21 protein-coding genes are annotated in these 26,303 nt (G+C 67.8%); 4 read left to right on the plus strand and 17 right to left on the minus strand.

The features are described 5' to 3' along the window. Window positions 1-33 precede the first annotated feature (33 nt). The 6 genes from HTA01S_RS06125 to HTA01S_RS06150 are packed head-to-tail and all read right to left on the minus strand — an operon-like array spanning window position 34 to window position 7,231. Complete coding sequence (locus HTA01S_RS06125) at window positions 34-1,005, minus strand: Bug family tripartite tricarboxylate transporter substrate binding protein (protein WP_068167801.1); 972 nt, start codon at window positions 1,003-1,005, stop codon at window positions 34-36. 21 nt (window positions 1,006-1,026) lie between these two features. Continuing rightward, window positions 1,027-2,118: a CobW family GTP-binding protein gene (locus HTA01S_RS06130; RefSeq protein WP_068167804.1), complete on the minus strand. Its 1,092-nt coding sequence runs from the start codon at window positions 2,116-2,118 to the stop codon at window positions 1,027-1,029. Window positions 2,119-2,134: 16 nt separating this feature from the next. After that, window positions 2,135-2,503 carry a hypothetical protein gene (locus tag HTA01S_RS06135; RefSeq protein WP_084235891.1) on the minus strand — a complete coding sequence of 123 codons (369 nt, stop codon included), beginning with the start codon at window positions 2,501-2,503 and terminating at the stop codon, window positions 2,135-2,137. After that, complete coding sequence (locus HTA01S_RS06140) at window positions 2,500-4,284, minus strand: hydantoinase B/oxoprolinase family protein (protein WP_068167810.1); 1,785 nt, start codon at window positions 4,282-4,284, stop codon at window positions 2,500-2,502. Before HTA01S_RS06140 ends, HTA01S_RS06135 begins: the two co-directional genes overlap by 4 nt. Then, on the minus strand, window positions 4,281-6,359 hold the full coding sequence (locus HTA01S_RS06145; protein ID WP_068167813.1) for a hydantoinase/oxoprolinase family protein: 2,079 nt from the start codon (window positions 6,357-6,359) through the stop codon (window positions 4,281-4,283). The genes HTA01S_RS06140 and HTA01S_RS06145 overlap by 4 nt, the downstream gene beginning before the upstream one ends. Window positions 6,360-6,376: 17 nt before the next feature. After that, window positions 6,377-7,231, minus strand: a complete 855-nt coding sequence (locus HTA01S_RS06150; RefSeq protein WP_068167814.1) for a fumarylacetoacetate hydrolase family protein — start codon at window positions 7,229-7,231, stop codon at window positions 6,377-6,379. 124 nt (window positions 7,232-7,355) lie between these two features. Between HTA01S_RS06150 and HTA01S_RS06155 the strand changes: the two genes are divergently transcribed. Continuing rightward, a complete protein-coding gene (locus HTA01S_RS06155) occupies window positions 7,356-8,288 on the plus strand; it encodes a LysR family transcriptional regulator (protein WP_068167816.1) in 933 nt (310 codons plus the stop codon). A 19-nt stretch (window positions 8,289-8,307) separates the two neighbouring features. On the opposite strand, the gene mgrA is transcribed toward HTA01S_RS06155, so the two are convergent. Both mgrA and HTA01S_RS06165 read right to left on the minus strand, forming a co-directional pair. Further along, window positions 8,308-9,348 carry an L-glyceraldehyde 3-phosphate reductase gene (gene mgrA / locus HTA01S_RS06160; protein ID WP_068167825.1) on the minus strand — a complete coding sequence of 347 codons (1,041 nt, stop codon included), beginning with the start codon at window positions 9,346-9,348 and terminating at the stop codon, window positions 8,308-8,310. 415 nt (window positions 9,349-9,763) lie between these two features. Then, a complete protein-coding gene (locus HTA01S_RS06165) occupies window positions 9,764-11,272 on the minus strand; it encodes a CoA-acylating methylmalonate-semialdehyde dehydrogenase (protein WP_068167827.1) in 1,509 nt (502 codons plus the stop codon). Between the two features lie 108 nt (window positions 11,273-11,380). Here HTA01S_RS06165 and HTA01S_RS06170 point away from each other — a divergent pair, with 108 nt between their 5' ends. Then, on the plus strand, window positions 11,381-12,352 hold the full coding sequence (locus HTA01S_RS06170; RefSeq protein ID WP_068167830.1) for a LysR family transcriptional regulator: 972 nt from the start codon (window positions 11,381-11,383) through the stop codon (window positions 12,350-12,352). A 250-nt stretch (window positions 12,353-12,602) separates the two neighbouring features. Here HTA01S_RS06170 and amaB read toward each other — a convergent pair whose 3' ends face one another. Together amaB and HTA01S_RS06180 are read right to left on the minus strand one after the other, a co-directional pair. Continuing rightward, window positions 12,603-14,123, minus strand: a complete 1,521-nt coding sequence (amaB, locus tag HTA01S_RS06175; RefSeq protein ID WP_068167837.1) for an L-piperidine-6-carboxylate dehydrogenase — start codon at window positions 14,121-14,123, stop codon at window positions 12,603-12,605. 74 nt (window positions 14,124-14,197) lie between these two features. After that, the gene (locus HTA01S_RS06180) at window positions 14,198-15,487 is read right to left on the minus strand and encodes an NAD(P)/FAD-dependent oxidoreductase (protein ID WP_068168195.1); all 1,290 of its coding nucleotides are present in this window, start codon (window positions 15,485-15,487) and stop codon (window positions 14,198-14,200) included. Between the two features lie 216 nt (window positions 15,488-15,703). Between HTA01S_RS06180 and HTA01S_RS06185 the strand changes: the two genes are divergently transcribed. Continuing rightward, the gene (locus HTA01S_RS06185) at window positions 15,704-16,606 is read left to right on the plus strand and encodes a LysR family transcriptional regulator (RefSeq protein ID WP_068167839.1); all 903 of its coding nucleotides are present in this window, start codon (window positions 15,704-15,706) and stop codon (window positions 16,604-16,606) included. A 150-nt stretch (window positions 16,607-16,756) separates the two neighbouring features. Next, window positions 16,757-17,005: a hypothetical protein gene (locus HTA01S_RS06190; protein WP_068167841.1), complete on the plus strand. Its 249-nt coding sequence runs from the start codon at window positions 16,757-16,759 to the stop codon at window positions 17,003-17,005. Window positions 17,006-17,221: 216 nt separating this feature from the next. Here the strand turns inward: HTA01S_RS06190 and iolB are convergent, their stop codons facing one another. The 7 genes from iolB to HTA01S_RS06225 form a co-directional block, all read right to left on the minus strand. Continuing rightward, window positions 17,222-18,025 (minus strand): 5-deoxy-glucuronate isomerase, encoded by an 804-nt coding sequence (iolB, locus tag HTA01S_RS06195; protein WP_068167844.1) that lies wholly within the window; start codon window positions 18,023-18,025, stop codon window positions 17,222-17,224. A 17-nt stretch (window positions 18,026-18,042) separates the two neighbouring features. Beyond that, window positions 18,043-18,969 (minus strand): myo-inosose-2 dehydratase, encoded by a 927-nt coding sequence (iolE, locus tag HTA01S_RS06200; protein ID WP_068167850.1) that lies wholly within the window; start codon window positions 18,967-18,969, stop codon window positions 18,043-18,045. 36 nt (window positions 18,970-19,005) lie between these two features. After that, on the minus strand, window positions 19,006-20,883 hold the full coding sequence (gene iolD, locus HTA01S_RS06205; protein WP_068167852.1) for a 3D-(3,5/4)-trihydroxycyclohexane-1,2-dione acylhydrolase (decyclizing): 1,878 nt from the start codon (window positions 20,881-20,883) through the stop codon (window positions 19,006-19,008). A 130-nt stretch (window positions 20,884-21,013) separates the two neighbouring features. Continuing rightward, a complete protein-coding gene (locus HTA01S_RS06210; RefSeq protein WP_068167854.1) occupies window positions 21,014-22,969 on the minus strand; it encodes a bifunctional 5-dehydro-2-deoxygluconokinase/5-dehydro-2-deoxyphosphogluconate aldolase in 1,956 nt (651 codons plus the stop codon). Next, window positions 22,969-23,754 (minus strand): ATP-binding cassette domain-containing protein, encoded by a 786-nt coding sequence (locus HTA01S_RS06215; protein ID WP_084235893.1) that lies wholly within the window; start codon window positions 23,752-23,754, stop codon window positions 22,969-22,971. Before HTA01S_RS06215 ends, HTA01S_RS06210 begins: the two co-directional genes overlap by 1 nt. A gap of 135 nt (window positions 23,755-23,889) precedes the next feature. Next, window positions 23,890-25,035 carry an ABC transporter permease gene (locus HTA01S_RS06220; RefSeq protein ID WP_068167864.1) on the minus strand — a complete coding sequence of 382 codons (1,146 nt, stop codon included), beginning with the start codon at window positions 25,033-25,035 and terminating at the stop codon, window positions 23,890-23,892. A gap of 65 nt (window positions 25,036-25,100) precedes the next feature. Next, the gene (locus HTA01S_RS06225; protein WP_068167866.1) at window positions 25,101-26,129 is read right to left on the minus strand and encodes a sugar ABC transporter substrate-binding protein; all 1,029 of its coding nucleotides are present in this window, start codon (window positions 26,127-26,129) and stop codon (window positions 25,101-25,103) included. Window positions 26,130-26,303: the final 174 nt, after the last annotated feature.

A 26,303-nucleotide genomic window follows, 5' to 3' on the forward strand; every position in this document is an offset into this window, starting at 1 on the left:
GCCCTTTTTACTTTTTACTTGGGGGACAGCCGTTCATTCCGGCTTGAAGCCCGCTTCCTTGAGCAGTTCGGCGCTGCGGCCCACATCGGCCGCCACGAACTGGCGGAACTGGTCGGTGGTCTCCAGCACCGGCAGGATGCCCAGCGCCGTGAACGATCCGGTTCGGGCCAGTCCGGCGACCGCCTTGTTGATGGCTGTGTTCAGCAGCTGCACCCGGTCAGCGGGCGTGCCCTTGGGGGCCCACACCCCGTACCAGGAGTTGTAGACCAGACCCGGGTAACCACTTTCCACCGCGGTCGGCACGTCGGGCGCCACGCCGCTGCGCTTGGCGGAGGTGGTGGCGATGGGCTTGACCTTGCCGCTCTTGGCCATGCCCTGCAGTGAAATGATGGAATCCATGAGCAGCTGCACATGCCCGCCGGCCACGTCGGCCAGCGCGGGCGCGGTGCCACGGTACGGCGTCATGGTGAGCTTGAGGTTGCCCTGCTTGGCCAGCAATAACGTGGCCAGATGGCTGGGTGCGCCCAGCGCTGGCAGGGCCGCGGTCCACTTGTCGGGCTGCGCGCGGGCCGCTTCCAACACTTCCTTCAGCGTCTTCTGCGGTGCATTGGGCGGTATCACCAGCAGCAGGGGTGCTTCGCCCACACGCGCCACTGGTGCAAAGTCGGTCTGCGGGTTGTAGGGCGGGTTGGCCAGCACCTGCTGGGCCAGCACGTGGGTGGCGGCCGAGAACAGCAGGGTCATGCCATCGGGGGCGGCCATCTGCACGGCCTTGCCGCCGATGGTGCCGCTGGCGCCGGCCTTGTTTTCCACAATCACCGTCACACCGAGGTCGGTTTGCAGCTGGCGGCCCAGCAAGCGCGCGGCCTGGTCCACCCCACCACCAGCGGCGAAAGGCACCACCAGGCGCATCGTGCCTTCGGGAAATTTGCCTTGCGCCAGCGCGGGCGAGAGGCTGCACACGCCGAGCACGGCGCAGGCAATCAGTTTCTTCATCATCGTCATGGGTTTGTCTCCTTCTGACATTCAAACAGGTTGGGCAGGACGGGGCCCGCGGGTGCGGCGTCTTTCAAAAATGCGCAGGGTCGCGTCGATGTCCTCGGCATCGATGTCGCGCGTAATGAACACAATGCGGGTGCGCCGGTCTTCACTGGGCCAGCGCGGCAGGGTCTGGGGCGGGTGGAACAGGTGCTGCACGCCGTGGATGACCATCGGGTGCTCCGGGTCGTCGGCCAGCTGCACGATGCCTTTGACGCGCAGCAGGTCGTCGCCGCGCATGGCCGCGATCATGTCCAGCCAGGCCATGAAGCCTTCGCGCGAGAGCGGCGCTTCGCGCACGATCACGTGCGAGCGAATGTGGTCGTCGTGCCGGTTCGGGTCGCGCTGACCTGGCGCGCTCACCGGGAAAAAGAACGAGCGCGTGCTGTCGGGGTCGGTTTGCAGCGGCATCGGCACCAGCGCGGCGCTGGGCCGCTCCAGCAGGCCGAGCAGCGCCTGCAGGGCGCCATCGGGTTCGGTGCTCAGGGCCGCCAGCGGGTTGATGGCGCGCAGCCGCTCGCACAGCGGCGCGAGCTGCCCTGGCGGCACCAGGTCGGTCTTGGTCAGCAGCAGGCGGTCGGCCACCGCGGCCTGCTTCACGGCCTCGGGGTGCTGGTCCAGCGTGGCCATGGCGTTGAAGGCGTCCACCGTACAGGCCACGCCGGCCAGCCGCCAGTGGCGCGCCAGACGCGGGTCGCCCATGAGGGTGTGCAGGATGGGCGCCGGGTCGGCCAGGCCGGTGGTCTCCACCACCACATGGCGCAGCTCACCGCGCTGCGCCTCGGGGCTCTGCGCCAAGCGCTCGAAGGCCTCAACCAAATCGCCGCGCACGGTGCAGCAGATGCAGCCGTTGGCCAGCAGCACCATGTTTTCCTGGGTGTGGTCCACCAGGTCGTGGTCCAGCCCCACCGAGCCGAATTCGTTGATGACCACCGCCGTGCCGTGCATATTCGGCTCGCGCAGCAGGCGGTTGAGCAGCGTGGTCTTGCCGCTGCCGAGAAAACCGGTGAGCACGGTGATGGGCACGCGCACGGCCGGGCCGGCGGTGTCGTCGTTCAGAGTGGGCAGGATGAAGGCCATGGTGGGGGCTTCCGAGTCAAACCGACGAAGGGCCGTGCAGCTTGGCGAACGAGTCGAGCGTGCGGGCCAGGCGACTGAGCAGCCAGTCGGCCACGACCTCGTCGCCCTCGCCCTCTTCCAGCCGGGCCAGCAGAGTCGCCACCGGCTTCTTCTGCTGGTCGATTGGGCCCGGCTGCAGCAGGAAGGCCACCACCACGGTCTCACCCAGGCGCTCGCCCTCGGCCCACAGGTAGTCGGCGATGTCGAGTTCAAAGTCTTCCAGCGAGACGCTGACCCCGCCCACCATGCAGCCGCAACCGGCGCCCAGCGTCACGTGCTGGGCCGAAAGCCGGCTCCACAGGTGGGCGAGGCGTTCGGCGCGCGGGTCGGCCACGGCGGTGCTCACTGGCCGTCCCAGGCCACGTCTTCGGCCGCTGCCGGGGCGTGGCCGCTGCGCAGGGCCTGCGTCGCGGCGTGGTCCACCTGGCCATGTCCATCCAGCGCCACCTTGTAGACCTCGCGCGCCACCTGGGCGCTCACATAGCCTTCGCGCACGTCATCGGCCACCAGGTCCAGTTCGCGGTCCAGCGGGCTGCCGAAGCCGCCACCTCCGCCCGAGAGCATCTTGTAGGCGTCGCCGCGCTCCAGCCGCACGTTGAAGATCTTGGCGTTCAGGTGGTCGGTCTTCCACTCGCCCTTGTGGCGCACGGCCAGGCCGTTGCCCATGGCGTCGCCGCCGCCTTCCAGACCCCAGGGCTTGCAATGCACGCGGTCGATGCGGGTGGTCACGGTGAACGGGCTGAGCGCCTGCACCACCATCTCGGCCCCGAGGCCGCCGCGGTAGCGGCCGGCACCGGCGCTGTCCTTGCGGATTTCGTACTTCTCGACCAGCACCGGGTACTTGGCTTCAAGCTGCTCGGTCGGGCTGTTGTGGGTGTCGCCATCGTTGATGCAGACCGTGACCGAGACGCCGTCTTCCGTGCTCTTGGCGCCCCAGCCGCCGCCCAGCGGGCCGATGCCGACGATGAAGAGGCGACCGTCCTCGGGCGAGATGCCGTGGATGTTCGGGAACACCAGGTCGGCGTGGTGGCCGGCGATGGAGCGGTGCGGAATCGCCGGCGCGAGCGCCTTGAAGATGGTGTCGATCACCGTCATCGGGAAGGTCATCCACACCCGCATCGGGTAGGGGCGCTCGGCGCTGATCACCGTGCCCATGGGCATGATGACCTTCAACGGCCGGAACGATCCGTCGTTGACCGGGTAGTCGGTCGGCGTGGTCAGGCACTTGTAGGCCACCTGCGCGCAGGCGATGCCGGTGGTGAAGCCGGAGTTGTAGAAACCGCGCACCTGCTTGGACACGTCCGACAGATCGACGGTCATCTCGTCGCCGGTCACCGTCACCTTCACGCGGATCGGGATGCGCTTGCCGATCTCCAGGCCGTCGTCGTCCATGAAGGACTCGGCCTCGTACACGCCGTCGGGGATCGACAGCGTGTTCTTGCGCGCCACCGCCTCGCTGGAATCCATGATCTGGCGGATCGACGCGTTCACCGCGTCGGCACCGTAGCGCTGCAGCAGCTCCACGTAGCGGCGCTCACCGGTGGTGATGGCGGTGATCTGCGCGCGCAGGTCGCCCAGGGCGCGCTCGGCCAGGCGCACGTTCATGGCGATGATGTCGATCAGGTCCTGGTTGACCACGCCTTCGCGCTGGTACTTCAGGATCGGGATCTGGATGCCCTCGCTGAAGATGTCGGTGGTGACGTTGCCCAGCGTGCCGCCCACGTCCAGCCAGTGCGCCATGCAGCAGGTGAAGCCTTCGAGCCGGCCCTCGTGAAAAATCGGCATCGTGAACGTGAAGTGGTTCAGGTGGCTGCCGGTGGTGTAGGCGTCGTTGGTGACGAGGATGTCGCCGGGCAGGATGTTCTCGACCCCGAAATGGCGGATCTTCGCCTTCACGGTTTCCGACATGCCGCGGATGAACATCGGCAGGCCCAGGCCAATGGAGACCGTGTCGCCCTCCTTGGTGAACAGGCCGACCGTGAAGTCGAGTGCTTCGTAAATGATGAGGTTGTAGGCGGTGCGCGTGAGGTTGGTCTTCATCTCCTCCGTCACGGCGTAGAGGCCGTTGCGGATGATTTCGACGGTGACCGGATCGACGGCCGGGTTCTGGATGTCTCGTGTGTTCATGACCGGTCATCTCCGATGTTGATTTGCAGGTTGCCGAGTTCGTCCACAAGCAGCGAGTCGCCTGGCTGCACCACCGTGGTGGAGGCGTGTTCCTCGATCAGCGCCGGGCCCGCGATCTGGTTGCCGGCGCGCAGCAGGTCGCGCTTGTAGACCGGCGTTTCGGCCCAGCCGCCCTGGCGGAAATACACCGGCTTGATGTCGCGCAGCGACGCCTTCTCGGGTGCGGCCACGCCCACGTCCACGCTGTGCTTGGGCGGCTTCTTCATGGTGCCCAGCACCGTCACGCGCAGGCTCACCAGGTCGGCCGGCTCCTTGGGCGCCGAGGTGCCGTAGCGCACCTTGTGCAGGTCGTCGAACTGGCGCTTGATGGCCGAGCGGTCCTTGTCCACGAAGAAAGCACCGGGCAGGTCCACCGTGACCGCGTGTTCCTGGCCCACGTAGCGCATGTCGGCGGCGCGTTCGATCACCACGTCTTCGGCCCGGGTGCCCGACTGCGTCAGTGCCGCGCGGCCTTCGTCTTCCATCGATTGGTAGAGCGCTTCGATCTCGTCAAACGACACGTCGTCGAGCTTGCGGAACACCGAGCGCACGTAGTCGTAGCGGCGGTCGGAGAACAGCATGCCGTAGGCCGAGAAATAACCCGGCGCGTACGGGATCAGCACCTTGCGGATACCGAGTTCGCGGGCAATGGCCGAGGCGTGCAGCGGGCCGGCGCCGCCATACACCACCATCGTGAAGCTGCCAGCGTCCAGGCCGCGCTCGGTGGTCACCGCCTTCACCGCGTGCGACATCTGCGTCACCGCGATGCGCAGGATGCCGTCGGCCGCGGCGGTCGGGTCCAGCTCCAGCGGGCCGGCGATGCGCTCCTGCATCTGGCGCTGGCAACCGGCCAGGTCGAGCTTGAGTTCGCCGCCCAGGAAGTGCTCGGCATCAAGCCGGCCGAGCAGCAGGTTGGCGTCGGTCACGGTGGGTTCGGTGCCGCCGCGGCCGTAGGCCACCGGGCCGGGGATGGAGCCCGCGCTTTGTGGGCCGACGCGCAGCGCGTTGCCGGTTTCAATGCGAGCAATGGAGCCACCACCGGTGCCCACCTCGTGGATGTCCATCATCGGGATCTGGATCGGCAGCGCGCGTTCGTAACCACCGATCAGGGCCGAACCCGTCGTCAATGGCCGGCCTTCGCTGATCACACCGGCCTTGGCCGTGGTGCCGCCCATGTCGAAGGCGATGGCGTCGCCCATGCCGAGCTGGGCGCAGATGGCCTGCGCGCCGATCACCCCCGCCGCGGGGCCGGATTCGAGCATGCGCACGCAGTCGCGCCGGGCGTGGGCGCTGGGGAACAGGCCGCCGGTGGACTGCACGACGTAGAAGTCGCCTTCAAATCCCTTCGCGCTCAGGTGCCGCTCCAGCTCGCCCAGGTAGGCCGAGACGCGCGGGCCCACATAGGCGTTGGCCACGGCGGTGGAGACGCGTTCGAATTCGCGGTATTCCTGGCTCAACTCGTGCGAGGCGCAGACGAAGGCGCCGGGCAGCTCTTCCTGCAGGATCTGCTTGACGCGCTGTTCGTGCGCCGGGTTGCGGTACGAGTGCAGCAGCAGCACGGCCACCGCCTCGATACCCTGGCCACGCAGTTCCTTGGCGAGTGCGCGCACAGCACCCTCGTCCAGCGGCTTGTGGATGCTGCCGTCGGCGCGCAGGCGCTCGGCCACCTCGAAGCGCAGCGAGCGTTTCACCAGCGGCTGGTGCTTGTTGAAGAAAAGGTTGTAGGCGTCGGGCCGGTTGACGCGGCCGATCTCGTAGATGTCGCGAAAGCCTTCGGTGATCAGCAGCGCGGTGTTGGCGCCGTTGCGCTCCAGCAGGGTGTTGATGGCGATGGTGGAACCGTGCAGGAACAGGTTGCCGTCCTTCAGGTCGATCTTCGCGCTGTCCAGCGTGGCCTGGATGCCGTTGACCAGCTGGCCGTGCGTGGACAGGGCCTTGCCGAACAGCAGCTTGCCGGTGGCTTCGTCAAAAGCCGCCATGTCGGTGAAGGTGCCGCCGATGTCGACGGCGACGCGCAGTTGGGGTTGGGTGCTCATGGGGGGTTGTCTCGGGTTCAGGCTGCGGAATGGTCGGTGCCGATGCGGTTGCGCAGCACGCCCAGACCAGTGATCTCGACCTCGGCCACATCGCCTTCCTTCATGTACAGCGGCGGTTCGCGGCGGTCGCCCACGCCACCCGGGGTGCCGGTGGCGATCACGTCGCCGGGCGCGAGAGGTGTGAAGCGCGACACATAGGCCACGATGGTCGGGATGTCGAAGATCAGGTCGCCCAGGCTGGCGTGCTGCATCACCTGACCGTTGACGCGCGTCTCCAGCGTGAGCGCGGTCACGTCGGGCACCTCGTCGCGGGTCACCAGCACCGGGCCGAAGGGCGCGGTGCCGGGGAAGTTCTTGCCGGGGGTGAACTGGTGGGTGTGCTTCTGCCAGTCGCGCACGCTCACGTCGTTGAAGCAGGCGTAGCCGGCAATGTGCTCAAAGGCGTTTTCTTTGGCAATGTGGCGGCCGCCGGTGCCGACGACGAACGCGAGCTCACCCTCCCAGTCGAAGCGCTCCGAGAACGCCGGGCGCAGCACCACGTCGCCGTGCGCGGCCAGGCTGTCATTGAAGCGCAGGAACAGCGAGGGGTAGTCGCTGTCGGCGCGCTTGGTTTCGGCCACGTGGCTTTTGTAGTTCAGGCCGACGCAGATCAGCTTGCCTGGATTGGGGATCACGGGCAACAGACGCACCTGGTCGGCGCGCAGGCCTGCGTCAGTAGCGGCCGGAAGGTTGGCCAGTTCGCCCGCGGCGATGACCGATTTCAGGTCGGCAAAACGTTGCTGAAAGGTTGCGGGTACCGGGTGGTACAACCCGGCGGCGTCGACGACACCGTACGTGGCGCGACCTTCTGTTTCAAAACTGGCGATCTTCATGGCGGTGTGTCTCCTGATGCTTCAAATGACGGATGTGGAAGGGATGGGCCAGAGTCTAGGAATCAAGGAGCCATCTGAATAGAATGCAAACTGAGATTTCAGACATCTCTCATAAGGCATATCAATGACGCCACGCCAACCCACCAACCCCAACAGCTTCCGTCTGTTTCTGGAAGTGGCCGAGCTCGGCAGCTTCACCAAGGCAGCGGCCCAGCGCCACACGGTGCAATCGCACATCAGCCGCCAGATCAGCGATCTGGAAGCGGCTTGTGGCGGCCCGCTGTTCCGCCGAACCGGGCGCGGGGTGGCGCTGACCGAACTCGGTCAGCGGGTGCAGACCCGGGTGCGCGGCTGGGTGCGCGACACCGACCAGCTCTTGGCCGACATCCGCGCCGACGCCGGCCTGCCCATGGGCGAGGTGCGGCTGGCCATCCTGCCCTCGGCCGCGCACCCGCTGATCACCCGGCTCTACCTGCGCCTGCAGGCCGAGTACCCGCTGATCCGCCTGAATATTCGCGAAGGCCAGGGCGGCGAGCTCGACACGCTGCTGGACACCGGCAGCGTGGACATGGCCGTGCTGTTCCGCTTCCGCAAACCCACCGGAGCGGACGAAAAGCTGCTGGCCACCGCCGGCACCTACCTGGTGTCGATACCGGGCGACCGGCTCACGCGCGATGGCACGGTCGACTTCGTGCAGTTGGAAGGCCTGCGCCTGGTGCTGCCGCGCCGACCCTCACACTGGCGCGCCGTGCTGGACGAAACCGCGCGCAGCAAGGGCTTTGCACTGCAGGCGGTGGTGGAGGCCGACTCGTTGCGCGTGCAGAAAGAGCTGGTGGCCCATTCACCTGGGCTGTACTCGGTGCTGGGGCCGTTTTCGGTGGCGGAGGAAATGCGCGCGGGCGGCTTGCAGGCCGCCCGCATCGTCAGCCCCGATCTGCGGCGCTACGTGACCCTGGCCCTGCCCAAGCAAGGCCACCTCACGCCAGCGGCCAAGGTGGTGGCCCGCCTCATCGGCGAAACCGACAAACCTTGGGGCACCTTGATCGGCGAGCCGTAACAGCAAGGTTCAGCAAGCTTCAAGGCCGTTGGTCGGTCGACGGCTTCTTCCAGAGGTTGATGCCGCCTTCCACCGCGTGCTGGTCGATCGCGGCCAGCTCTTCGGCGCTGAAGGCGAGGTTGTCCAGCGCGCCCGCCAGATCCACGATCTGCTCGGGCTTGCTGGCGCCGATCAGGGCCGAGGTCATGCCCGGCTGGCGCAGCACCCAGGCCACGGCCATCTGGGCCAGGCTCTGACCCCGCGACGCGGCGATCTCGTTGAGCGCGCGCACATGGGCCAGGTTCTGTTCGCTCAGGTGTTCGGGCTTGAACGAGCCACCGCCCGGCTGGTTGATGCGCGCCGACTCGGGGACGCCATTGAGGTACTTGCCGGTCAGCAGGCCCTGGGCCAGCGGACTGAAGGCGATGCAGCCGATACCCTCGGCTTTCAGGGTATCGAGCAGCTCGCCTTCGACCCAGCGGTTGAGCAGGTTGTAGGACGGCTGGTGGATCAGGCAGCGCACACCCATCTGCCGCAGCAGCGCCGCGGCCTCGCGGGTCTTGCCGGCCGAGTAGCTGGAAATGCCCACGTACAGCGCCTTGCCCTGCTGCACCGCCGTGGCCAGCGCGCCCATGGTTTCTTCCAGCGGGGTGTCGGGGTCGAAGCGGTGCGAATAGAAGATGTCCACGTAGTCCAGCCCCATGCGCTTGAGGCTCTGGTCCAGGCTGGCGAGCACGTATTTGCGCGAACCGCCACCCTGGCCGTACGGCCCGCGCCACATGTCCCAGCCGGCCTTGGTGGAGATAAGCAGTTCGTCGCGGTAGGGCCGGAAGTCGCGCCGCAGGTGTTCGCCGAAGTTGGTTTCGGCGCTGCCGGCCGGCGGGCCGTAGTTGTTGGCGAGGTCGAAGTGGGTGATGCCCAGATCGAATGCGGTGTGCAGCAGGGCGCGCTGGGTGTCCAGGTGCGTGCTGTCGCCGAAGTTGTGCCACAGGCCCAGCGAAATGGCGGGCAGTCGCAGACCGCTGTGTCCGCAAGTCCGGTAGGGCATGCTGTCGTAGCGGGTGGGGGCGGCGGTGTACATGGAGGGTCTCCTGGGATCGTGGTCGGTGATAACCAGCCACTCTACCCAGTAACCCGTTGAAAACCCAGCCCTTTGCGTCGACAACCTTGTTGCAAGCGGTGCTGGTGCTTGTTGGCTGGTGCTCGCAGGCCGGGTGTGGGCGACCCTCCGTGTTGGCTGGCCAGGTGCATGGCGTATCCGGCGCAGCGAAGTAAAGGAGGAGGATCGCAGGCCCGGGGGACATTCGCGGAGTCGGATATGCCCTACATCTGGCCGAAGAGAAGCAGGCACAAAAAAGCCCCGCCACCCAAAAGAGCGACGAGGCGACAGACCCGCAAGATGGAAGTGCGCCAGCCAAGGCCACCGCAGAACCGGCTCCGCCGGGCCGCCAGTGGCGCCCCCTGGGGGGTGACGCCGCAGGCGGCGCGGGGGGGATCTACTTCGCGGTCGGCATCACAAACTCGGCGCCCTTGCCGATCGACTCGGGCCAGCGCTGCATGATCGACTTCTGCTTCGTATAGAAGCGCACGCCCTCTTCGCCGTACGCGTGCATGTCACCGAACAGGCTCTTCTTCCAGCCACCGAAACCCTGCCAGGCCATGGGCACGGGGATCGGCACGTTGATGCCGACCATGCCCACCTGGATGCGGCGGGCGAACTCGCGCGCCACGTTGCCGTCGCGCGTGAAGCAGCTGGTGCCGTTGCCGAACTCGTGGGCGTTGATCAGGTTCACCGCCTCGGCGAAATCCTGCACCCGCACGCAGCTCAGCACCGGGCCGAAGATCTCTTCCTTGTAGATGCGCATGTCGGGGGTCACGTGGTCGAACAGCGTGCCGCCCATCCAGAAACCGCCTTCGCAGCCTTCGCCGGGCTGCTTCGCATCGAACTGGCGGCCATCCACCAGCAGCTTGGCGCCTTCGGCCGCACCCACCTCGATGTAGCCCGTGATGCGCTGGTGCGCGGCGGCCGTCACGATCGGGCCCATTTCGGCGGCGAGGTTGGTGCCGTTGAGCACCTTGAGCGCCTTGGTGCGCTCGATCAGCTTGGGCATGATCTTGTCGGCCACGTCGCCCACCAGCACCGCCACCGAGATGGCCATGCAGCGCTCGCCGGCGCTGCCGTAGGCCGCGCCGATCAATGCGTCCACCGCCTGGTCCAGGTCGGCGTCGGGCATGACCACCATGTGGTTCTTGGCGCCGCCCAGGGCCTGCACGCGTTTGCCGTGGTGGGCGCCGGTCTCGTAGATGTAGTTGGCGATGGGGGTGGAGCCCACGAAGCTGATGGCTTTCACGTCCGGGTGCACCAGCAGCGCGTCCACGGCTTCCTTGTCGCCCTGCATCACGTTGAACACGCCATTGGGCAGACCGGCCTGTTGCAGCAGTTCGGCCATGAAAAGGCTGGCGCTGGGGTCGATGGGGCTGGGCTTGAGCACGAAGGTGTTACCGGCGGCGATGGCCACCGGGAACATCCACATGGGCACCATCACGGGGAAGTTGAACGGCGTGATGCCGGCCACCACGCCCAGGGGCTGGCGCAGGGTCCAGTTGTCCATGCCCGTGGAGACCTGGTCGGTGAAGTCGCCCTTGAGCAGTTGCGGGATGCCGCAGGCGAATTCGATGATGTCGATGCCGCGAGCCACCTCGCCCTGCGCGTCGGTGAACACCTTGCCGTGTTCGGCCGTGATCAGCTGCGCCAGCGTGTCCTTGTGCTGGTTCACCAGCTCCAAGAACTTGAACATCACACGGGCGCGGCGGATCGGCGGCGTGTCCGACCAGGCCGGGAACGCGGCCTGCGCGGCGTCCACGGCGGCGTCCACGTCAACGGCGCTGGCCAGCGCCACGCGGCCGGTGACGGCGCCGGTGGCGGGGTTGAACACGTCCTGCGCGCGGGGGGAGGTGCCGGCAGCGCGGGCGCCAGCGATGTAGTGGGTGATGGCGGTGGTCATGGTGTGTCTCGGTGTGGGTAAACGGTGGATGCAGTGTAGGGAGCGCACCCGCCCGATACAAGGCCGAAAACCTGAATTGATTGTTCAAAATCATGAACAATACGCCCCATGAACGAACCGAAGATCCACGAACGGCACCAAGAGCTTTGGGGCCACTTCCACTGGCTGGGCGTGTTGGCCCAGCAGGGCAGCTACACGGCGGCGGCGGCACGGCTGGGCGTGAGCAAGGCGGCGGTGAGCCAGCGCATCGCCGAGCTGGAGCGCATGGCGGGCGTGGCGCTGGTGCAGCGCACCACGCGCAGCGTGCGCCTGACCGAGGCCGGCCAGCGCCTGGTGGACGACACCCGGGCCTCGTTCGAACACATCGCGCAGTGTTTCGCGCAGGTGCGTGATGCGGCGGGCGCGCCGCGTGGCCTGCTGCGCGTGACGGCGCCCGTGGCCTTCGCCCGCCAGCAGCTGGTGCCGCACCTGGCCGGTTTCCTGCGCCAGTACCCCGAGGTGCGGCTGGAGCTGAACCTGTCGGACCACCTGTCGTCGCTGGCCACCGAGGGCTTCGACCTGGCGATCCGCCACACGGCCAACCCGCCCGACACCCACGTGGCCTGGACGCTGTGCGCCACGCGCTCGGTGCTGGTGGCCAGCCGCGCCTACCTGCGCCGCCAGGGCACGCCGCAGGCGCCGGCCGATCTGGCGCGGCACAACTGCCTGCACTACCCACGCTCGCAGGACACACCGGCCTGGACGCTGGAGCCGCTCAGGCCTCAGGCCGGCGCCGATCGGGTGACGGTGCAGGTGTCGGGCTCGCTGGCGGCCAACAACAGCGAGGCGCTGCGCGACGCGGCCCTGGGCGGGCTGGGCATTGCGCTGCTGCCCGACTTCAGCGCGCAGGCCAGCCTGCTCGCGGGCAAGCTGGTGCAGGTGCTGCCGGCGTGGAAGCCGGTGGGCGCGTTCGCCGAACAGCTCTACGCGATCCGGCCCTATTCGGCCCACGTGCCGCGCGCGGTGACGGCCCTGGTGGCCTACCTGCGGGAGGCGCTGGCGCCGGGGTTTTTCGACGGCATCAACACAAAGACAGAGTGATCAACGGAAGACCACGAAGCATGAGGCGAAGCCGTATCCGTTCCCATGGCACCGGAGCGCCACCCGCAACGCATGAAGCGGCCCAACCCAGGGCACCGCCGGGCCGGCTCTGCCGGACGGCCAGTGCGCCTTGCAGGCCGCAGCCTCGCCAGAGGCGAGGCTTCTTCGGACCGTCCAAGCCTGCGCAGGCAGGCTTGGAGCCGCGGCCCTCAGCCCCCTGGGGGGTAGCGCGAAGCGCTGCGGGGGGACGTCAAACGTCAAAGCGCACACCTTGCGCCAGCGGCAGCTCGCGCGAGTAGTTGATGGTGTTGGTGGCGCGCCGCATGTAGGCCTTCCAGGCGTCCGAGCCCGACTCGCGTCCGCCGCCGGTGTCCTTCTCGCCGCCGAAGGCGCCGCCGATTTCGGCGCCCGAGGTGCCGATGTTCACGTTGGCGATGCCGCAATCGGAGCCCGTCGCTGAGAGAAAGGCCTCGGTCTCGCGCAGGTCGTTGCTGAAGATGGCCGAGGACAGGCCCTGGGGCACGGCGTTCTGCAGCGCCACCGCATCCTCGAAACGCTCGTAGCTCATCACGTACAGGATGGGCGCGAAGGTCTCGTGGCAGACCGTCTCGGTCTGCGCGGGCATCTCCACGATGGCCGGTTTGACGTAATAAGCCTCGGGGTATTGCGCCGCCAGCACCCGCTCGCCGCCGAACACCCGGCCACCCTGTTCAGTCGCCGCGCGCAAAGCGCTTTGCATGGCCTCGAAGCTCTGGGCGTCGATCAGCGGCCCGACCAGGGTGTCGGCCGCCAGCGGGTGGCCGATGGGCAGGCCAGCGTAGGCCTTCTTCAGCCGCTGCACCAGAACGGCCTGGTGGCTCTGGTGCACGATCAGGCGGCGCGTGCTGGTGCAGCGCTGGCCGGCGGTGCCGACGGCGGCGAAGGCGATGCCGCGCACCGCCAGGTCCAGATCGGCCGTGGGCGCGACGATGACCGCGTTGTTGCCGCCCAGCTCCAGCAGCGAGCGACCGAAACGGCGCGCCACCCGGGGCCCGACCTCGCGCCCCATGCGGGTGCTGCCGGTGGCCGAGACCAGGGCCACGCGCACGTCGTCCACCAGCGCCTCGCCCGCGTCGCGCGCGCCGATCACCAGCTCCGACAGGCCTGCCGGGGCCTCGTCGCCGAAGCGGCGCGCGGCGCGCTCGAACAGGGACTGACAGGCCAGCGCCGACAGCGGTGTCTTCTCCGACGGTTTCCACACCACGGCGTCGCCGCAGACCACGGCCAGCGCGGCGTTCCAGGCCCAGACCGCGACCGGGAAGTTGAAAGCGCTGATCACGCCCACCACACCCAGCGGGTGCCAGGTTTCCATCATGCGGTGGCCGGGGCGCTCGGAGGCGATGGTCAGGCCGTACAACTGGCGCGAGAGACCGACCGCGAAATCGCAGATGTCGATCATTTCCTGCACCTCGCCCAGGCCCTCGGAGCGAATCTTGCCCGCCTCCACCGACACCAGCTCGCCCAGTGTCTGCTTGTGCTCGCGCAGCTCCTCGCCGAACAGGCGGATCAGCTCGCCGCGGCGCGGCGCGGGCACGCTGCGCCAGGCCTTGAAGGCCGACTCGGCCCGGCCGACAGCCTCTGCGACCGCTTCGGCCGAGGCCGGATGCACGGCGCCGATCGCGCTGCCGTCGATCGGCGAGCACACGGTCAGTGCACCGCCGGTGAATGCGCTGGGGTCCACACCCAGGCGGGCCAGCCGTTGCGAAGTGGTTTGGGACAGGGGATGGGGCATGGGGATTTCAGGGGATGTTGTGGAAGGAGAGGTTGAGGGGGGAAGCCGCACAGCGGCGCAGGGGGTGTTGCTGATCACCGGGCACCGACGAGGTGCGAGAACTGCGCGCCGATCTCGTAGAAAACTTCCCGCGCCGCCTTCAGCCGCGCCGGCGCGGTGTCGGTGGCGGGCAGCGACAGGTCCGCGGCCGTGATCTCGCCCAGCACCAGGCGCGCCAGCTCGCGGCCCAGCACCGTGCCGGGTGCGATGCCGCGCCCGTTGTAGCCGCAGAAGGCCACGGTGTTGCGGGCCAGTGGGTGAAAACGCGGCAGCGCGTTGGCCGTCATGCCGATCTGCCCGTACCACTCGTGTTCAAAGGAAACGCCGCGCAGTTGCGGGAACAGCCGAACCAGGGCGCGGCGGCCCCAGTCGCGGTGGATGCGGTGGCCCAGGCCACGCAGCGCGCCGACGCTGCCCAACACCAGGCGTCCCTGGCGGTCCAGACGGAAGGAGGACAGCACCTGGCGCGTGTCCCAGGCGCCCTGGCGCTCGGGAAGGATGTGTTTCAGAACCGCGGGCGGCAGCGGGGTCGTCGCCATATTGAAGTACGGCAGCCGGACCAGCTCGGCCTGCAGCGCGCCCCAGGGCCCGTCGGCGCTGGAATAGGCGTTGGTGGCCACGATCACCCAGGGCGCGTGAACGGCGGCGCCACCCGCGGTGTCCAGGCGCCAGTGCTGTCCCTCGTCCTGCACCGAGGTCACCGCCGTGCGGGTGTGCAGCTGCGCACCGGCGGCTATGGCGGCATGGGCCAGCCCCCGGGCGTAGGCCAGGGGCTGGACGGTGCCCGCGCGCAGGTCCAGCAGCGCGCCCAGGTACGCCTCGGTGCCGGTCTTCTGCGCCGTCTCGGCCTGGGACAACACCCTCACGGGCGCACCCAGGGCCTGCCACTGGCGCGCCCGTTCGTGCAGGTCGCGCAGGCCCGCCGCGTCGGGGGCGCAGTGCAGGGTGCCGCTGCGCTGCGGCTCGCAGTCCATGCCGTGGCGCTCGATCAGCTCGAACACCAGGGAGGGTGCGTTGCCCAGCTGGTTCAAGAGCCGGGTGCCCCGTGTTTCGCCCAGCTCGCCGGGCAGCGCGGAGGGCATGACCCACATGCCGGCATTGACCAGGCCCACGTTGCGCCCGGAGCCACCAAAGCCCACCTCCTGCGCCTCCAGCACCACCACGCGGGCGCCGCGCTGCGCCAGGTACAGGGCGGCCGACAGACCGGTGTACCCGGCGCCGACCACCACCGCATCGGCGTGCAGCGTCGAGGTCAGCGCCGAAGTGGTCGGTGCCGGAGGTGCGGAGGCCTCCCACAGGCCGTGTGAACGGGGATCGAGGTTCATGGGCAGGCCCAATGCGAGCGGATTTCGTCGGGACTCAGGCGATCAGGGTGGTTCATGGCGACATGGAGGGGGACTTCCACAGGCACAGAGAGCAGCCCAGTTCATTCTGAAGCCTTCTCAACTCCGCGGTACAGGGAGGTAGTTTTGCCGGGACATAGAGGCAGGTCAAACGATAATGCCGACCGATGTCATTCGGTTTTCGAATGACCAACGGCAATGACCCAACCCCAACTCCCCCCACGGTTCCTGCCATCGATGGGCGTGCTCAGAGCCTTTGAGGCGGCCGCCCGGCTGGGCAGCTTCACCGCAGCCGCCGGCGAGCTCCACCTCACGCAAAGCGCGGTCAGCCGGCAGATCCGGGGGCTGGAGGAACAGCTCGGCGCCGAGTTGTTCACCCGGGAGCGCCAGACGGTCCGCCTGACCATGGCGGGCGAGGCCTACGCCCAGGAAATCCGGGCCGCGCTGCGGCGCGTGTCCGCCGCCACCCTGGCCTTTCGGGCCAACCCCCGGGGCGGCACGCTGAACCTGGCCATCCTCCCGACCTTTGGCACCCGCTGGCTCGCGCCCCGGCTGCCGCAGTTTCTGGCGCACAACCCCGGCATCACCGTCAATCTGACGACGCGACTGGTGCCCTTTGACTTCCAAGCCGAGTCGATGGACGCCGCCATCCACTTCGGCACGCCGCAGTGGCCCGGCGCCACACTGGATGGCCTGATGAACGAGACGGTGGTGCCCGTGTGCAGCCCCGGGCTGCTGGCACAACACCCGATCCGGTCCGCCGCCGACCTGCTCTCTGCGCCCTTGCTGCACCTGGTCAGCCGCCCCGACGCCTGGGAGCGCTGGTTCGCGGCGATGGGTGTGCACGCCGCCGAGGTCCACGGCATGCTGGTCGATCAGTTCGCGATGGCCGCGCAAGCCGCCACCGCCGGACTCGGCTGCGCCCTGCTGCCCCGGTTCCTGATCGACGGCGAACTCGCGCGCGGCGATCTGGTCATGCCCGTGGACGGCCCGCTGGAAAGCGGGAGCTATTACCTTGCATGGCCTGCGCACCGTGAGGGCTACCCGCCGCTGCAAGCGTTCCGTGACTGGATCCGGCGCGCCGCACAGCCGCAGGTTTGAACGGAACGCATGCCACCTCACACCGGGCTCGAAACGGGCATTGCGTCACGGCGCGTGGGGATTCTTGATCAGGGCTGATGCAAAAACCTAGGGTTTACCCTATACTGCACTGCAACATTTGTTGTTTGCTTGCTTGATAGGAGAAACGCCATGTCCAGCGTCCTTGCCCACACCGCCCACCCTTCCCTGGTCGCCCCGATCGCCGCCTGGTTCCACGAAGGCCTGCAACGCGCCCGCGCCCTGTTGAGCGCGCGGCTTCTGGCCGTCACCACCCCGCGCAAGCTGACCCGTTTCGAAGAAGCCGAACAGGTGCGCGCCATGGCCATGGACCTGCTGGACTCCGATCCGGCTTTTGCCCAAGACCTGTTCGCCGCCGCCGACCGGCACGAGGTGGAGTAACCCCCCTGCGCCGCTGACGCGGCTTCCCCCCTGAAAGGGGACGGCATCTGGGCCCGGCGAAGCCGGCTCCGCGATGCCCTCGGTCAAATCCTCCGCGCCGGAAAGTCCCTGCTCACTCCGGAGCGCGTGACTCTCTTCAGGATGCGGTGGAACCGGCTTTGCCGGGCCACTCGCATCGCCCCCTGGGGGGTGACGCCGCAGGCGGCGCGGGGGGAGCTACTTGATCATCCACTCATGCGCCGGGTCGTTCTTGAAGACCCAGAAGCGGTTCGGCCCCGCCATCACGTTCAGGTAGTACAGGTCGTAGCCGTGCGGCGCCACCACCGGGTGGTAACCGCGCGGCACCATCACCACGTCGTGGTCTTCCACCGCGCAGGCTTCGTCCATGCTGCGGTCGTCGGTGTAGACGCGCTGGAAGGCAAACCCCTGCGGCGGGTTGAGGCGGTGGTAGTAGGTCTCTTCCAGCTGGGTCTCGACCGGCGGCGTTTCCTGATCGTGCTTGTGCGGCGGGTAGCTGCTGGAATGGCTGGCCGGCGTCACCACCTCCACCACCAGCAGGTGCGCCGCGGTCGGGTCGTCGTGCGGCAGGATGTCGCAGACGTAGCGCGTGTTCGTGCCCTTGCCGCGCACGCTGCGTTTCATCTTTGAAGAATCCAGCACGCTGACCTTGCGGTTGCGCGCATCGGCCGGCGCCGTGCACAGCGCCACCTCGGCCGCGCGCACCGCACGGATGTGCACCACCTTGCCGGGCGGCACGTAGACCGCGGCCGGCGACACCTCTTCGAACACGCTGCTGCGCGTGCCCATGTTGGCGTACGTTTCACCGTCGATGGTGACGTCCACCGTGCCGGTGAGCACCACCAGGCACAGCTCGCGCTCGCCGGTGTCCACCGTTTCCGACTCTCCGGCCGCCAGGCGCAGGGCGCGAAAGCCCACATGCGTCCAGCCGGCCCTTTCGGGCGTGACGTTGACGATCTCGCGCCCGGTGGGCGCGGCCTTGGCGAGCAATGGGCTGACCATGGTGTGTCTCCTGTCGATCAGTTCAGGCTGTCCACCAACGAGCGCAGGGTCTCGTAGCCCTTCTGGGCGTACTGGTAGCTCGGCGCCACCGCCGGGTCCTGCTCGGCCTCGACCACCAGCCAGCCTTCGTAGCCGTTGTCCTTCAAGGTCTTGAGCACGCTGGCGTAGTCGATGCTGCCATCGCCCGGCACGGTGAAGGTGCCATTGATCACACCGTTCAGAAAACTCCAGCCGTCGTTGCGCGCCTGGGCGATCACGGGCGTGCGCACGTCCTTGCAGTGCACGTGCACCACACGCTTGACGTGTTTCTTCAGCAGCTCCACCGGGCTGGTGGCGCCACCGAAGTAGGCGTGGCCGGTATCGAACAGCAGGAAAACCTTGGCCGGGTCGGTGAGCGCCATCAGTTTGTCCACGTCGGCGGGCGATTCGACGTAGGCGCCCATGTGGTGGTGGTAGGCCAGCTGGATGCCGTAGGTCTGGAGCAGGTGCTCGCCGAAAGCGTTCAGGCGCTCGGCGTAGGCCAGCCACATTGAATCGCTGGCAAACTGCGGGCGCTTGGACACCGGCGTGTCCATCTGACCCTGCACGGTGCCGGCGCACTCGCCGTAGACCACCACCTTGACGCCGTTGAACTGCAGCTTGCTCATGTGCGCCTTGCAGCGTTCGATCTCCGCGGCGACGGCCTGTTCGTTGGTCTGGCCCGGCTCCAGCTCGGCCAGGAAACCCGAGTACCAGCCCGACACGCAGGCCAGGCCGAACTCGTCGAGCTTGGCCTTCAGGCCCGGGCCGTCCTTCGGAAACTTGTTGCCCAGCTCGAAACCTTCGTAACCGATCTCCTTGCCTTCCTTCAGTGCGGTTTCCAGCGGCGTTTCCCCGCCCAGCGAGGGCAGGTCGTCGTTCATCCACGACAGGGGGTTGATGCCGATACGGACGTTCCAGCTCATGGTGTTCTCACTCTTTCGATTTTGATGGGATGGGGGTCAGAGGCGCTGCAGTCGTTGTGCCTGGGTGTAGCGTTCATGGGCTTCGCGCACCCCGGCGCGGCCGGACACTTCAGGAATAGCCACTTCCCACCAGCAGCCGCCATCGGTGGTGCGGGTGTGGGTGGTGTCGATCACGATGACCTGGGTGCGTCTGGCCTGGCGGGCCTTGACCATGGCGGCCTTGAGCTCGGCCACGTCTTTCACGTGCACCGCGTCAGCGCCCATGGACCGCGCGTGCATCGCGAAGTCGATGCTGCTGCGCTCGCCGCCTTCGGGCACGCAGTCGTCGAGCAGGTTGTTGAAGGCCGGGCTGCCGGTCGCTGTCTGCAGGCGCTGGATGCAGCCGTAGCCGCGGTTGTCCAGCACCACCACGATGATCTTCTGGCCGAGCATGACCGAGGTGGCCAGCTCGGAGTTGGCCATCATGTAGGAGCCGTCGCCCACCAGCACGATGGACTCCTGGTCCGGACGGGCCATCTTCACGCCCAGTCCGCCGGCCACTTCGTAGCCCATGCACGAATAGCCGTACTCCATGTGGTAGTTGCCCGGCAGGCTGGCGCGCCAGAGCTTGTGCAGCTCGGCGGGCAGCGTGCCGGCGGCGCACAGGGCCACGTCGTGTTGGCCGCTGTCCAGGCCCAGCTCGGTGGCCGAGTCGCGCACCGCGCCGATGACTTCGGCGTCGTAGGGCAGCATGTCCTTCGGGACGTTGGTGGTCAGTTCGGTGATGCGGGCGTTCGCGGCCGCGGCCTGCTGCTTCGCGCGGTCCGTCCAGGCGGCGTCGGCGGCCCAGCCGGCCAGGCCGGTTTCGAGCTGGCCCAGGCCCACGCGGGCGTCGGCCACCAGGGCGGTGCCGCTCCACTTGCCGGCGTCGTAGGGCTGCACGTTCAGGCTCAGCAGTTGGGCCTGCGGGAACAGGGCGTGCGAGCCGGTGGTGAAGTCCTGCAGGCGGGTGCCGACGGCGAACACCACGTCGGCCTCGCGCGCCATCTCATTGGCCCAGGACACACCGTCGACACCGATGGCGCCGAGGTTGAGCGGGTGGTCCCAGGGCAGGCTGCTCTTGCCGCCGTGCGACTCGACCACCGGCACGCCGTGCGTCTCGACGAAGGCGCGCAGTGCGACCCAGGCCTGGCTGTAGAGCACCCCCCCACCGGCCACGATGAGCGGGCACTTGGCGCCGCGCAGCAGCGCGATGGCGTTGGCCAGTTCGCGCTCGTCGGCCGGCGGGCGGCGGAAGCGCAGCACACCGGGGTTGAGGAAGTCCTCGGGGCAGTCGAAGGCCATGGCCTGCACGTCCTGCGGCAGCGAGAGGCAGGCCGGGCCGCAGTTGGCCGGGTCCGTCATCGTCTGGATGGCACGCGGCAACGCGGTGAGGATGTGCTCGGGCCGGGTGAGGCGGTCGAAGTAACGCGTGACGGGGCGGAAGCAGTCGCTGGCGCTCACGTCGCCCTGGCCGAAGCTTTCGATCTGCTGCAGCACAGGGTCGGGGCGGCGTGTGGCGAACACATCGCCCGGCAGCAGCAGGACCGGCAGGCGGTTCACGTGCGCCACGGCCGCCGCCGTGACCATGTTGGTCGCGCCCGGGCCGATGCTGGTGGACACGGCCATGATGCGCTGGCGGAACTGGGCCTTGGCGAAGGCGATGGCGGCGTGCGTCATGGTCTGTTCGTTGTGGGCGCGGTAGGTCCTGAGATGGTCACGCTCGGCCGCCAAGGCTTCGCCCAGGCCGGCCACGTTGCCGTGGCCGAAGATGGTGAACACGCCGCCGCAGTAGGGTTCGATCGAGGTGCGGCCGTCGAGGTGTTCCACCTCCATCCGCAGGGCGGCCAGGTGCTTGACCAGGGCCTGCGCCATCGTGAGTCGTACGGTTTTCATGGTTTCAATCTTCGAACGTTTTCGGCGTGCGTGCCTTAGGCCCAGGATGCGGTGGAACCGGCTCCGCCGGGCCACTCGCATCGCCCCCTTGAGGGGGTGGCGCCGAAGGCGACGCGGGGATGGTCCATGTTCAGGCTGCTGCGCGTTGTGCGGTGTGGCGCGAGCGCCAGGCGTCCACCAGCACCGCGAAGTTGCGAGCCACCTCGTCGATCAGGGCCGCGTCGTCGATATCGCCGCGGAACCACTTGAGCGAGGCGTCGGCCCAGAGTGTGCGCCCGACCATGAAACCCTTGACGATGGGGTTGGTGGCGTTGGCAAAACTGGACGCCAGGAAATCCAGCGGCTGGTTCAGGCCCAGGATCACGGCGCCGCGGCAGTGGCGGTCGCGCTCGCTGATGAGCGCTTCCAGATCGCGCCAGCCTTGCTCCTGCATGGGCGCGAGCTTCCACCATTCGGGTTTCACACCCAGGTTGTAGAAGCGCTTGACCGCGCGCAGCACGGCGGCGTCTGCCGTGCCGTCGGGCGTCATCGCCTTCGGGGGAATGATCTCCAGCAGCAGCTCGTTGCCGCTCTCGCGCGTGGCCTCCCACAGTTCCAACACCGTCTGCTCCTGCTGCAGGCGCAGCTCAAAGTGATCGTCCGGGTGGTAGTGCACCAGGCACTTGACCACCTGCTCGGTCGGCCAGTGGATGAGCGCGCTGCCCACCGAACGCGTGCCGTCAAAACGCAAGGGGCGCGAACCGGGCAGCTCGACCGGGCGACCCACCCACCAGCCGCGCCCGGTGGCACTGGCCAGCGCGTCGCGGCCGTAGTCGCCGCCGTCGATCAGAACCCCGGTGTGGCCCTGCAGTTGGCGGCTGCGCTCCACCTGCTCGGCCGCCTGCACCAGCAGCTTCTTCAAGGCTGGAATGCGCGATTCGCTGGCGCCAGCGGCGCGCGCGATGTCGTAGAACTGGCTGCGGTGGTCGAAGGCCATCACGCACAGCTCGTTCCAGCTCGGGCGTGCGGCCGTCACGCGGTGAAGGTGGGCCAGCTGCTCGTCGGCGTCGACCTTGGGGCAACGGCTGCCGCCGAACCAGTGGGCCAGTTCGGCCGGCGTGGGCATGGCGGCCGAGCAGGCATGGCGCGAGACCACGATGGCGCCGCAGGCGTTGGCCACCTGGGTCGCTTCGGCCCAGTCCTTGCCCTGCAGCAGGCTGGCCATCAGACCCGAGAGGAAAGCGTCGCCCGCGCCCAGCACGTTGAGCACCTCCACGCGTTCGCCCCGGTAGGTGGGCGCGGCGTCGATGTGGTCGGGCACAGCGCCTTCGATCACGCAACAGCCCAGGGCGCCTCGCTTGACCACCAGCGTGGCCTGCGGGCACAGCGCGCGCACGGCGCGCAGGCTGGCGATCAGGTCGTCCGCCACACCTCCCGCAATGAAGAACTCTTCTTCCGTGCCCACCAGCAGATCGAACAGCGGCAGCGATTCCTGCAGCTGGCGCGTCACGCCCGCGTCGGCCACGTAGCGGTTCTCGCCCGCGCCGCGCGAGGTGAGGCCCCACAGCACGGGGCGGTAGTCGATGTCCAGCACGGTCACGGTGCCGTGGCGACGCGCGGCCTGCAGCGCCTTGTGCGCGGCGGCGCGCGTGCCTTCGGTGGACAGGTGGGTGCCGGTGATGGCCAGCGCACGGCACTGGGCGATGAAGTCCTCGCTGATGGCCGAAGCGTCGATGGCCATGTCGGCGCAGTTCTCACGCACGAACAGCAGCGGGAAAGTGTCGCGGTCCTTGATGCCCAGCAGCACCAGGGCGGTCAGGCGTTGCAGGTCGATCTGCACCTGGCTCACGTCGCAGCCTTCGGCCTGCAGGCGCTCCAGCAGGAAGCGGCCCATCTGCTCGTTGCCCACGCGCGAGACCATGGCGCTCCTGCAACCCAGGCGCGCCACACCGAAGGCCAGGTTGGCCGAGCTGCCGCCCAGGTACATGGCCAGGCTGCGCGCGTCTTCCAGGCGGCTGCCGAACTGCTGGGCGTACAGGTCCACCGCGAGCCGGCCCAGGCAGGCCAGGTCGTGCGTGCGCCCCGGCGGGAATGAAAGCTTGGGCATCAGATGGTCACTCCTTCCAGGTCTTCCATCAGCGTCTTCATCTCGGCCCCACCGGCCATCATGTCCAGCAGCGCTTCCTTGGAAATGTCGGCCTTGGCGTAGGTGCCCATGGACTTGCCGCGGTTGAGCAGGGTGAAGCTGTCGCCCACCGGGTAGGCGTGGTTGGCGTTGTGGGTGATGAAGATGACCGAGATGCCGCGTGCGCGCGCCTTGACGATGAGCTTGAGCACGTTCGCGCTCTGCTTCACGCCCAGGGCCGCTGTGGGTTCGTCCAGGATCAGCACGCGCGCACCGAAGTGGATGGCCCGGGCAATGGCCAGGCACTGCTTTTCTCCGCCCGACATGGTGCCCACCATCTGCCCCGCGTCGCGCACGCGGATGCCCATCTCGCTGAGCTTTTCCACCGAGATGCGTTCGGCGGTGGCGTGGTCCATCACCGGCACCAGACCCAGCAGGCGGCGCACCGGCTCGCGGCCCATGAAGAAGTTGCGCGCCACGCTCATCAGCGGCACCAGCGCCAGGTCCTGGTACACGGTGGCGACACCGGCGTCCAGCGCGTCGCGTGGCGAACGCAGGCGCACCTCCTTGCCATCCACCAGGTACTGCCCCTTGTCGGGCAGGTGCACACCGGCCAGCGTCTTGATCAGCGTGGACTTGCCCGCGCCGTTGTCGCCCAGCAGGCAATGCACCTCACCCTTTTTCAGTCGCAGGGTCACGCCGTTCAGCGCGATCACGGGGCCGAAGAACTTGGAGATGTCTTCGAGTTGAAGGATGTAGTCACTCACAAAATGTTCCTTCAGAAAATCAGCAAACGGGGTGTCACGAAGCAACGCCCACCCAAGGCCACCGCAGAACCGGCTTCGCCGGGCTGCCAGTGGCGCCCCCTGGGGGGTGACGCCGAAGGCGGCGCGGGGGGGTGTTCACGTCCTGCCCATCGCGTAGCGGCGACGGATGTAGTTGTTGAACAGCACGGCGATCAGCAGCATCACGCCGAGGAACACGCGGTACCAGTTGTTGTCGATGCTGGTGTAGCCGATGCCGATCTGCACCATGCCGAAGATCAGCGCGCCAAACGCCGCGCCGATCACCGAGCCGTAGCCGCCGGTGAGCAGGCAGCCTCCGATGACCGCCGCGATGATGGCTTCGAATTCTTTCTGCAGGCCCCGGTCGGCCGCGGCCGAACCGGCGTCGGCCACCTGCAACACCGCGAACAGCGTGGCGCAGAAGGCGGTGAACATGAACAGGCCGATCTTGACCTTGGCCACCGGAATGCCCACGTTCTTGGCGGCGTTGGCGTCGCCGCCCACCGACAGGATCCAGTTGCCCGCGCGGGTACGGGCCAGCACGAAGGCGCCCACCGCCGTGAGCAGCAGCCACCACACCACCACCTTGGGCACGCCAATCGCCAGCGCGGTGCCGTCGTCGCGCGCGGCCATCCAGCCCGCTGCGGACAGCGCGTCAAACAGGCCGGTGAGCACATGGCCATGGAACAGGGCGTTAACGATGGGGTCGGCCATCATGGCCTCGTGCAGCACCACGTCGCCGCTGCTGGAGAGGATGGTCTTGCCCGTCAGCAGCACGGCCACGGCGAGCGACAGGCCGCGCAGGATGAAGAAGAAGGCCAGGGTCACGATGAAGCTGGGCAGGCCGGTCTTGATCACCAGCCAGCCGTTGAGCCAGCCCAGGGCCATGGCGCAGGCAAAGGCGAACAGCACGGCCAGGCTCGGTGCCCAGCCCCACTCCAGGATCGGGATCGCCACCATCATGCCGGCGAAGCCGATCATGGAGCCGACCGACAGGTCGAACTCGCCCGCGATCATCAGCAGGGCCGCGCCCACGGCGATGATGCCCAGGAACGCCGCCACGGTGCCCCAGTTGACGGAGCCTTCGGCGCTGAACATGCCCGAATCGCCCGCGGCCATCACAAAGATCGCCACCACGAGCAGGGTGCCGGCGATCGCCCCGAACTCCGGTCGGGCGAGCAGTTTGCGCAAGGCGCCGACGTTGCGCATGCGCTCGTCGCCCGGCAGGTTGGCGGGCGTGCCGCTCAAGTTTGCACTGGCCATTTCATTTCCTCAGAGGGTTCACTGGCAGCGGACCGGGCCCATCCGGGCACCGGTCCGCGATCCGGTCAGCGGTACTGACCGGCGTACTTCTCCACCTTGGGCAGGGTGTCCTTGGTCACGAAGCCCGGGCCCGAGCCGATGTGGCGCGCGCCGAAGGCCGGTGCCAGGCCGTATTCCTTGAAGCGGGCCTGGGTCTTGGCGTTGGCCTGGATGGCCTCGGACACCTTCTTGATGTCGTTCGTCTTCATGGCCTTCATGGACGCCATCACCGCCACCGGGATGTAGCCCTGCAGGTAGGGCTGCTGGTCGATGCCGAACTGGACGGCGCCGCTCTTGATGCCCTTGCCGATCTCGTCGGACAGGTCAAAGGTGGCGAACCAGATCTTGCCGGTCTGGCCGCCCTTTTCCAGCGCCTTGAGTGTGGGGTGGGCCGAGGTCGGGCCCAGGGCCAGGACGGCCTGGGTGCCGCTGTTCTGGCGCAGGTAGGCGCTGACCTTGGACTCGATGGTGGTCGGGTCGTCGCCGGAGTCGATGGTGCTCTTCTTGAAGTCGGCGCCGATGGCCTCGGCAAATCCACGGCAACGGTCGAACGAGGCCGGGTTGGTGGCGTAGTGGTTCACGCACAGGAAGCTCTTCACACCCGCGGCCTTGGCGCGCTCGCCCGCGCCCTTGCCGGCTTCGTACTCGGGCTGGCCCACGTGCATGATGGCGCCGAGTTTTTCGCTCTGCGCGGTGGTGCCGGAGTTGATGGTGATGAGCGGAATCTTCTTGTCGGTCACTTTCTTCAGCGCGCCCTGCAGCACGTTGAAGTCGGCGATGGTGGTGATCACACCGTCCACGTTCTGCGCCGCGGCTTGCTCGATCAGGCGCGCCATGTCGGCCAGATCGCCGTTGGCGGGGTTGCGGTATTCGACCGTCACCCCGTAGTCCTCACCCGCCTGTTTGACGGAGTTCTTGATGGTGTTCCACCACGAGTCCGAATCCGGGGCGTGGCTGATGAGGATGTAGCGGCCCTCGGCGTGGGCGGCGCCGGCGGCCAGCAGGGCGGCCAGGGCCAGGGTCTTGAGCACGGGGCGCAGGGATGAAGCGTTCATGTTGTCTCCAGTCGGGTTGTGGAAGCGAAAGCCAGCGTGCCGTCAGGGGCGGGCAAGACCCAGCCAAACGGTGGCACGGGCGGATGTTAAAACCGGAAAAGAATATTTGTTCTAGATGTTTTCCCTAATGAAAGATTTTTTCTATTTTTCCATTTCTCGGCTACAGTTCGTTCC

The organism is Hydrogenophaga taeniospiralis CCUG 15921, from assembly GCF_001592305.1.
Classification (GTDB): Bacteria; Pseudomonadota; Gammaproteobacteria; order Burkholderiales; family Burkholderiaceae_C; genus Hydrogenophaga; species Hydrogenophaga taeniospiralis.

Bases quoted from the DNA above. Each gene is read 5' to 3' on its own strand.
- HTA01S_RS06125 (WP_068167801.1), bottom strand. From the start codon at position 1,005: ATGACGATGATGAAGAAACTGATTGCCTGCGCCGTGCTCGGCGTGTGC.
- HTA01S_RS06130 (WP_068167804.1), bottom strand. From the start codon at position 2,118: ATGGCCTTCATCCTGCCCACTCTGAACGACGACACCGCCGGCCCGGCC.
- HTA01S_RS06140 (WP_068167810.1), bottom strand. From the start codon at position 4,284: ATGAACACACGAGACATCCAGAACCCGGCCGTCGATCCGGTCACCGTC.
- HTA01S_RS06145 (WP_068167813.1), bottom strand. From the start codon at position 6,359: ATGAGCACCCAACCCCAACTGCGCGTCGCCGTCGACATCGGCGGCACC.
- HTA01S_RS06150 (WP_068167814.1), bottom strand. From the start codon at position 7,231: ATGAAGATCGCCAGTTTTGAAACAGAAGGTCGCGCCACGTACGGTGTC.
- HTA01S_RS06155 (WP_068167816.1), top strand. From the start codon at position 7,356: ATGACGCCACGCCAACCCACCAACCCCAACAGCTTCCGTCTGTTTCTG.
- mgrA (WP_068167825.1), bottom strand. From the start codon at position 9,348: ATGTACACCGCCGCCCCCACCCGCTACGACAGCATGCCCTACCGGACT.
- HTA01S_RS06165 (WP_068167827.1), bottom strand. From the start codon at position 11,272: ATGACCACCGCCATCACCCACTACATCGCTGGCGCCCGCGCTGCCGGC.
- HTA01S_RS06170 (WP_068167830.1), top strand. From the start codon at position 11,381: ATGAACGAACCGAAGATCCACGAACGGCACCAAGAGCTTTGGGGCCAC.
- amaB (WP_068167837.1), bottom strand. From the start codon at position 14,123: ATGCCCCATCCCCTGTCCCAAACCACTTCGCAACGGCTGGCCCGCCTG.
- HTA01S_RS06180 (WP_068168195.1), bottom strand. From the start codon at position 15,487: ATGAACCTCGATCCCCGTTCACACGGCCTGTGGGAGGCCTCCGCACCT.
- HTA01S_RS06185 (WP_068167839.1), top strand. From the start codon at position 15,704: ATGACCCAACCCCAACTCCCCCCACGGTTCCTGCCATCGATGGGCGTG.
- HTA01S_RS06190 (WP_068167841.1), top strand. From the start codon at position 16,757: ATGTCCAGCGTCCTTGCCCACACCGCCCACCCTTCCCTGGTCGCCCCG.
- iolB (WP_068167844.1), bottom strand. From the start codon at position 18,025: ATGGTCAGCCCATTGCTCGCCAAGGCCGCGCCCACCGGGCGCGAGATC.
- iolE (WP_068167850.1), bottom strand. From the start codon at position 18,969: ATGAGCTGGAACGTCCGTATCGGCATCAACCCCCTGTCGTGGATGAAC.
- iolD (WP_068167852.1), bottom strand. From the start codon at position 20,883: ATGAAAACCGTACGACTCACGATGGCGCAGGCCCTGGTCAAGCACCTG.
- HTA01S_RS06210 (WP_068167854.1), bottom strand. From the start codon at position 22,969: ATGCCCAAGCTTTCATTCCCGCCGGGGCGCACGCACGACCTGGCCTGC.
- HTA01S_RS06220 (WP_068167864.1), bottom strand. From the start codon at position 25,035: ATGGCCAGTGCAAACTTGAGCGGCACGCCCGCCAACCTGCCGGGCGAC.
- HTA01S_RS06225 (WP_068167866.1), bottom strand. From the start codon at position 26,129: ATGAACGCTTCATCCCTGCGCCCCGTGCTCAAGACCCTGGCCCTGGCC.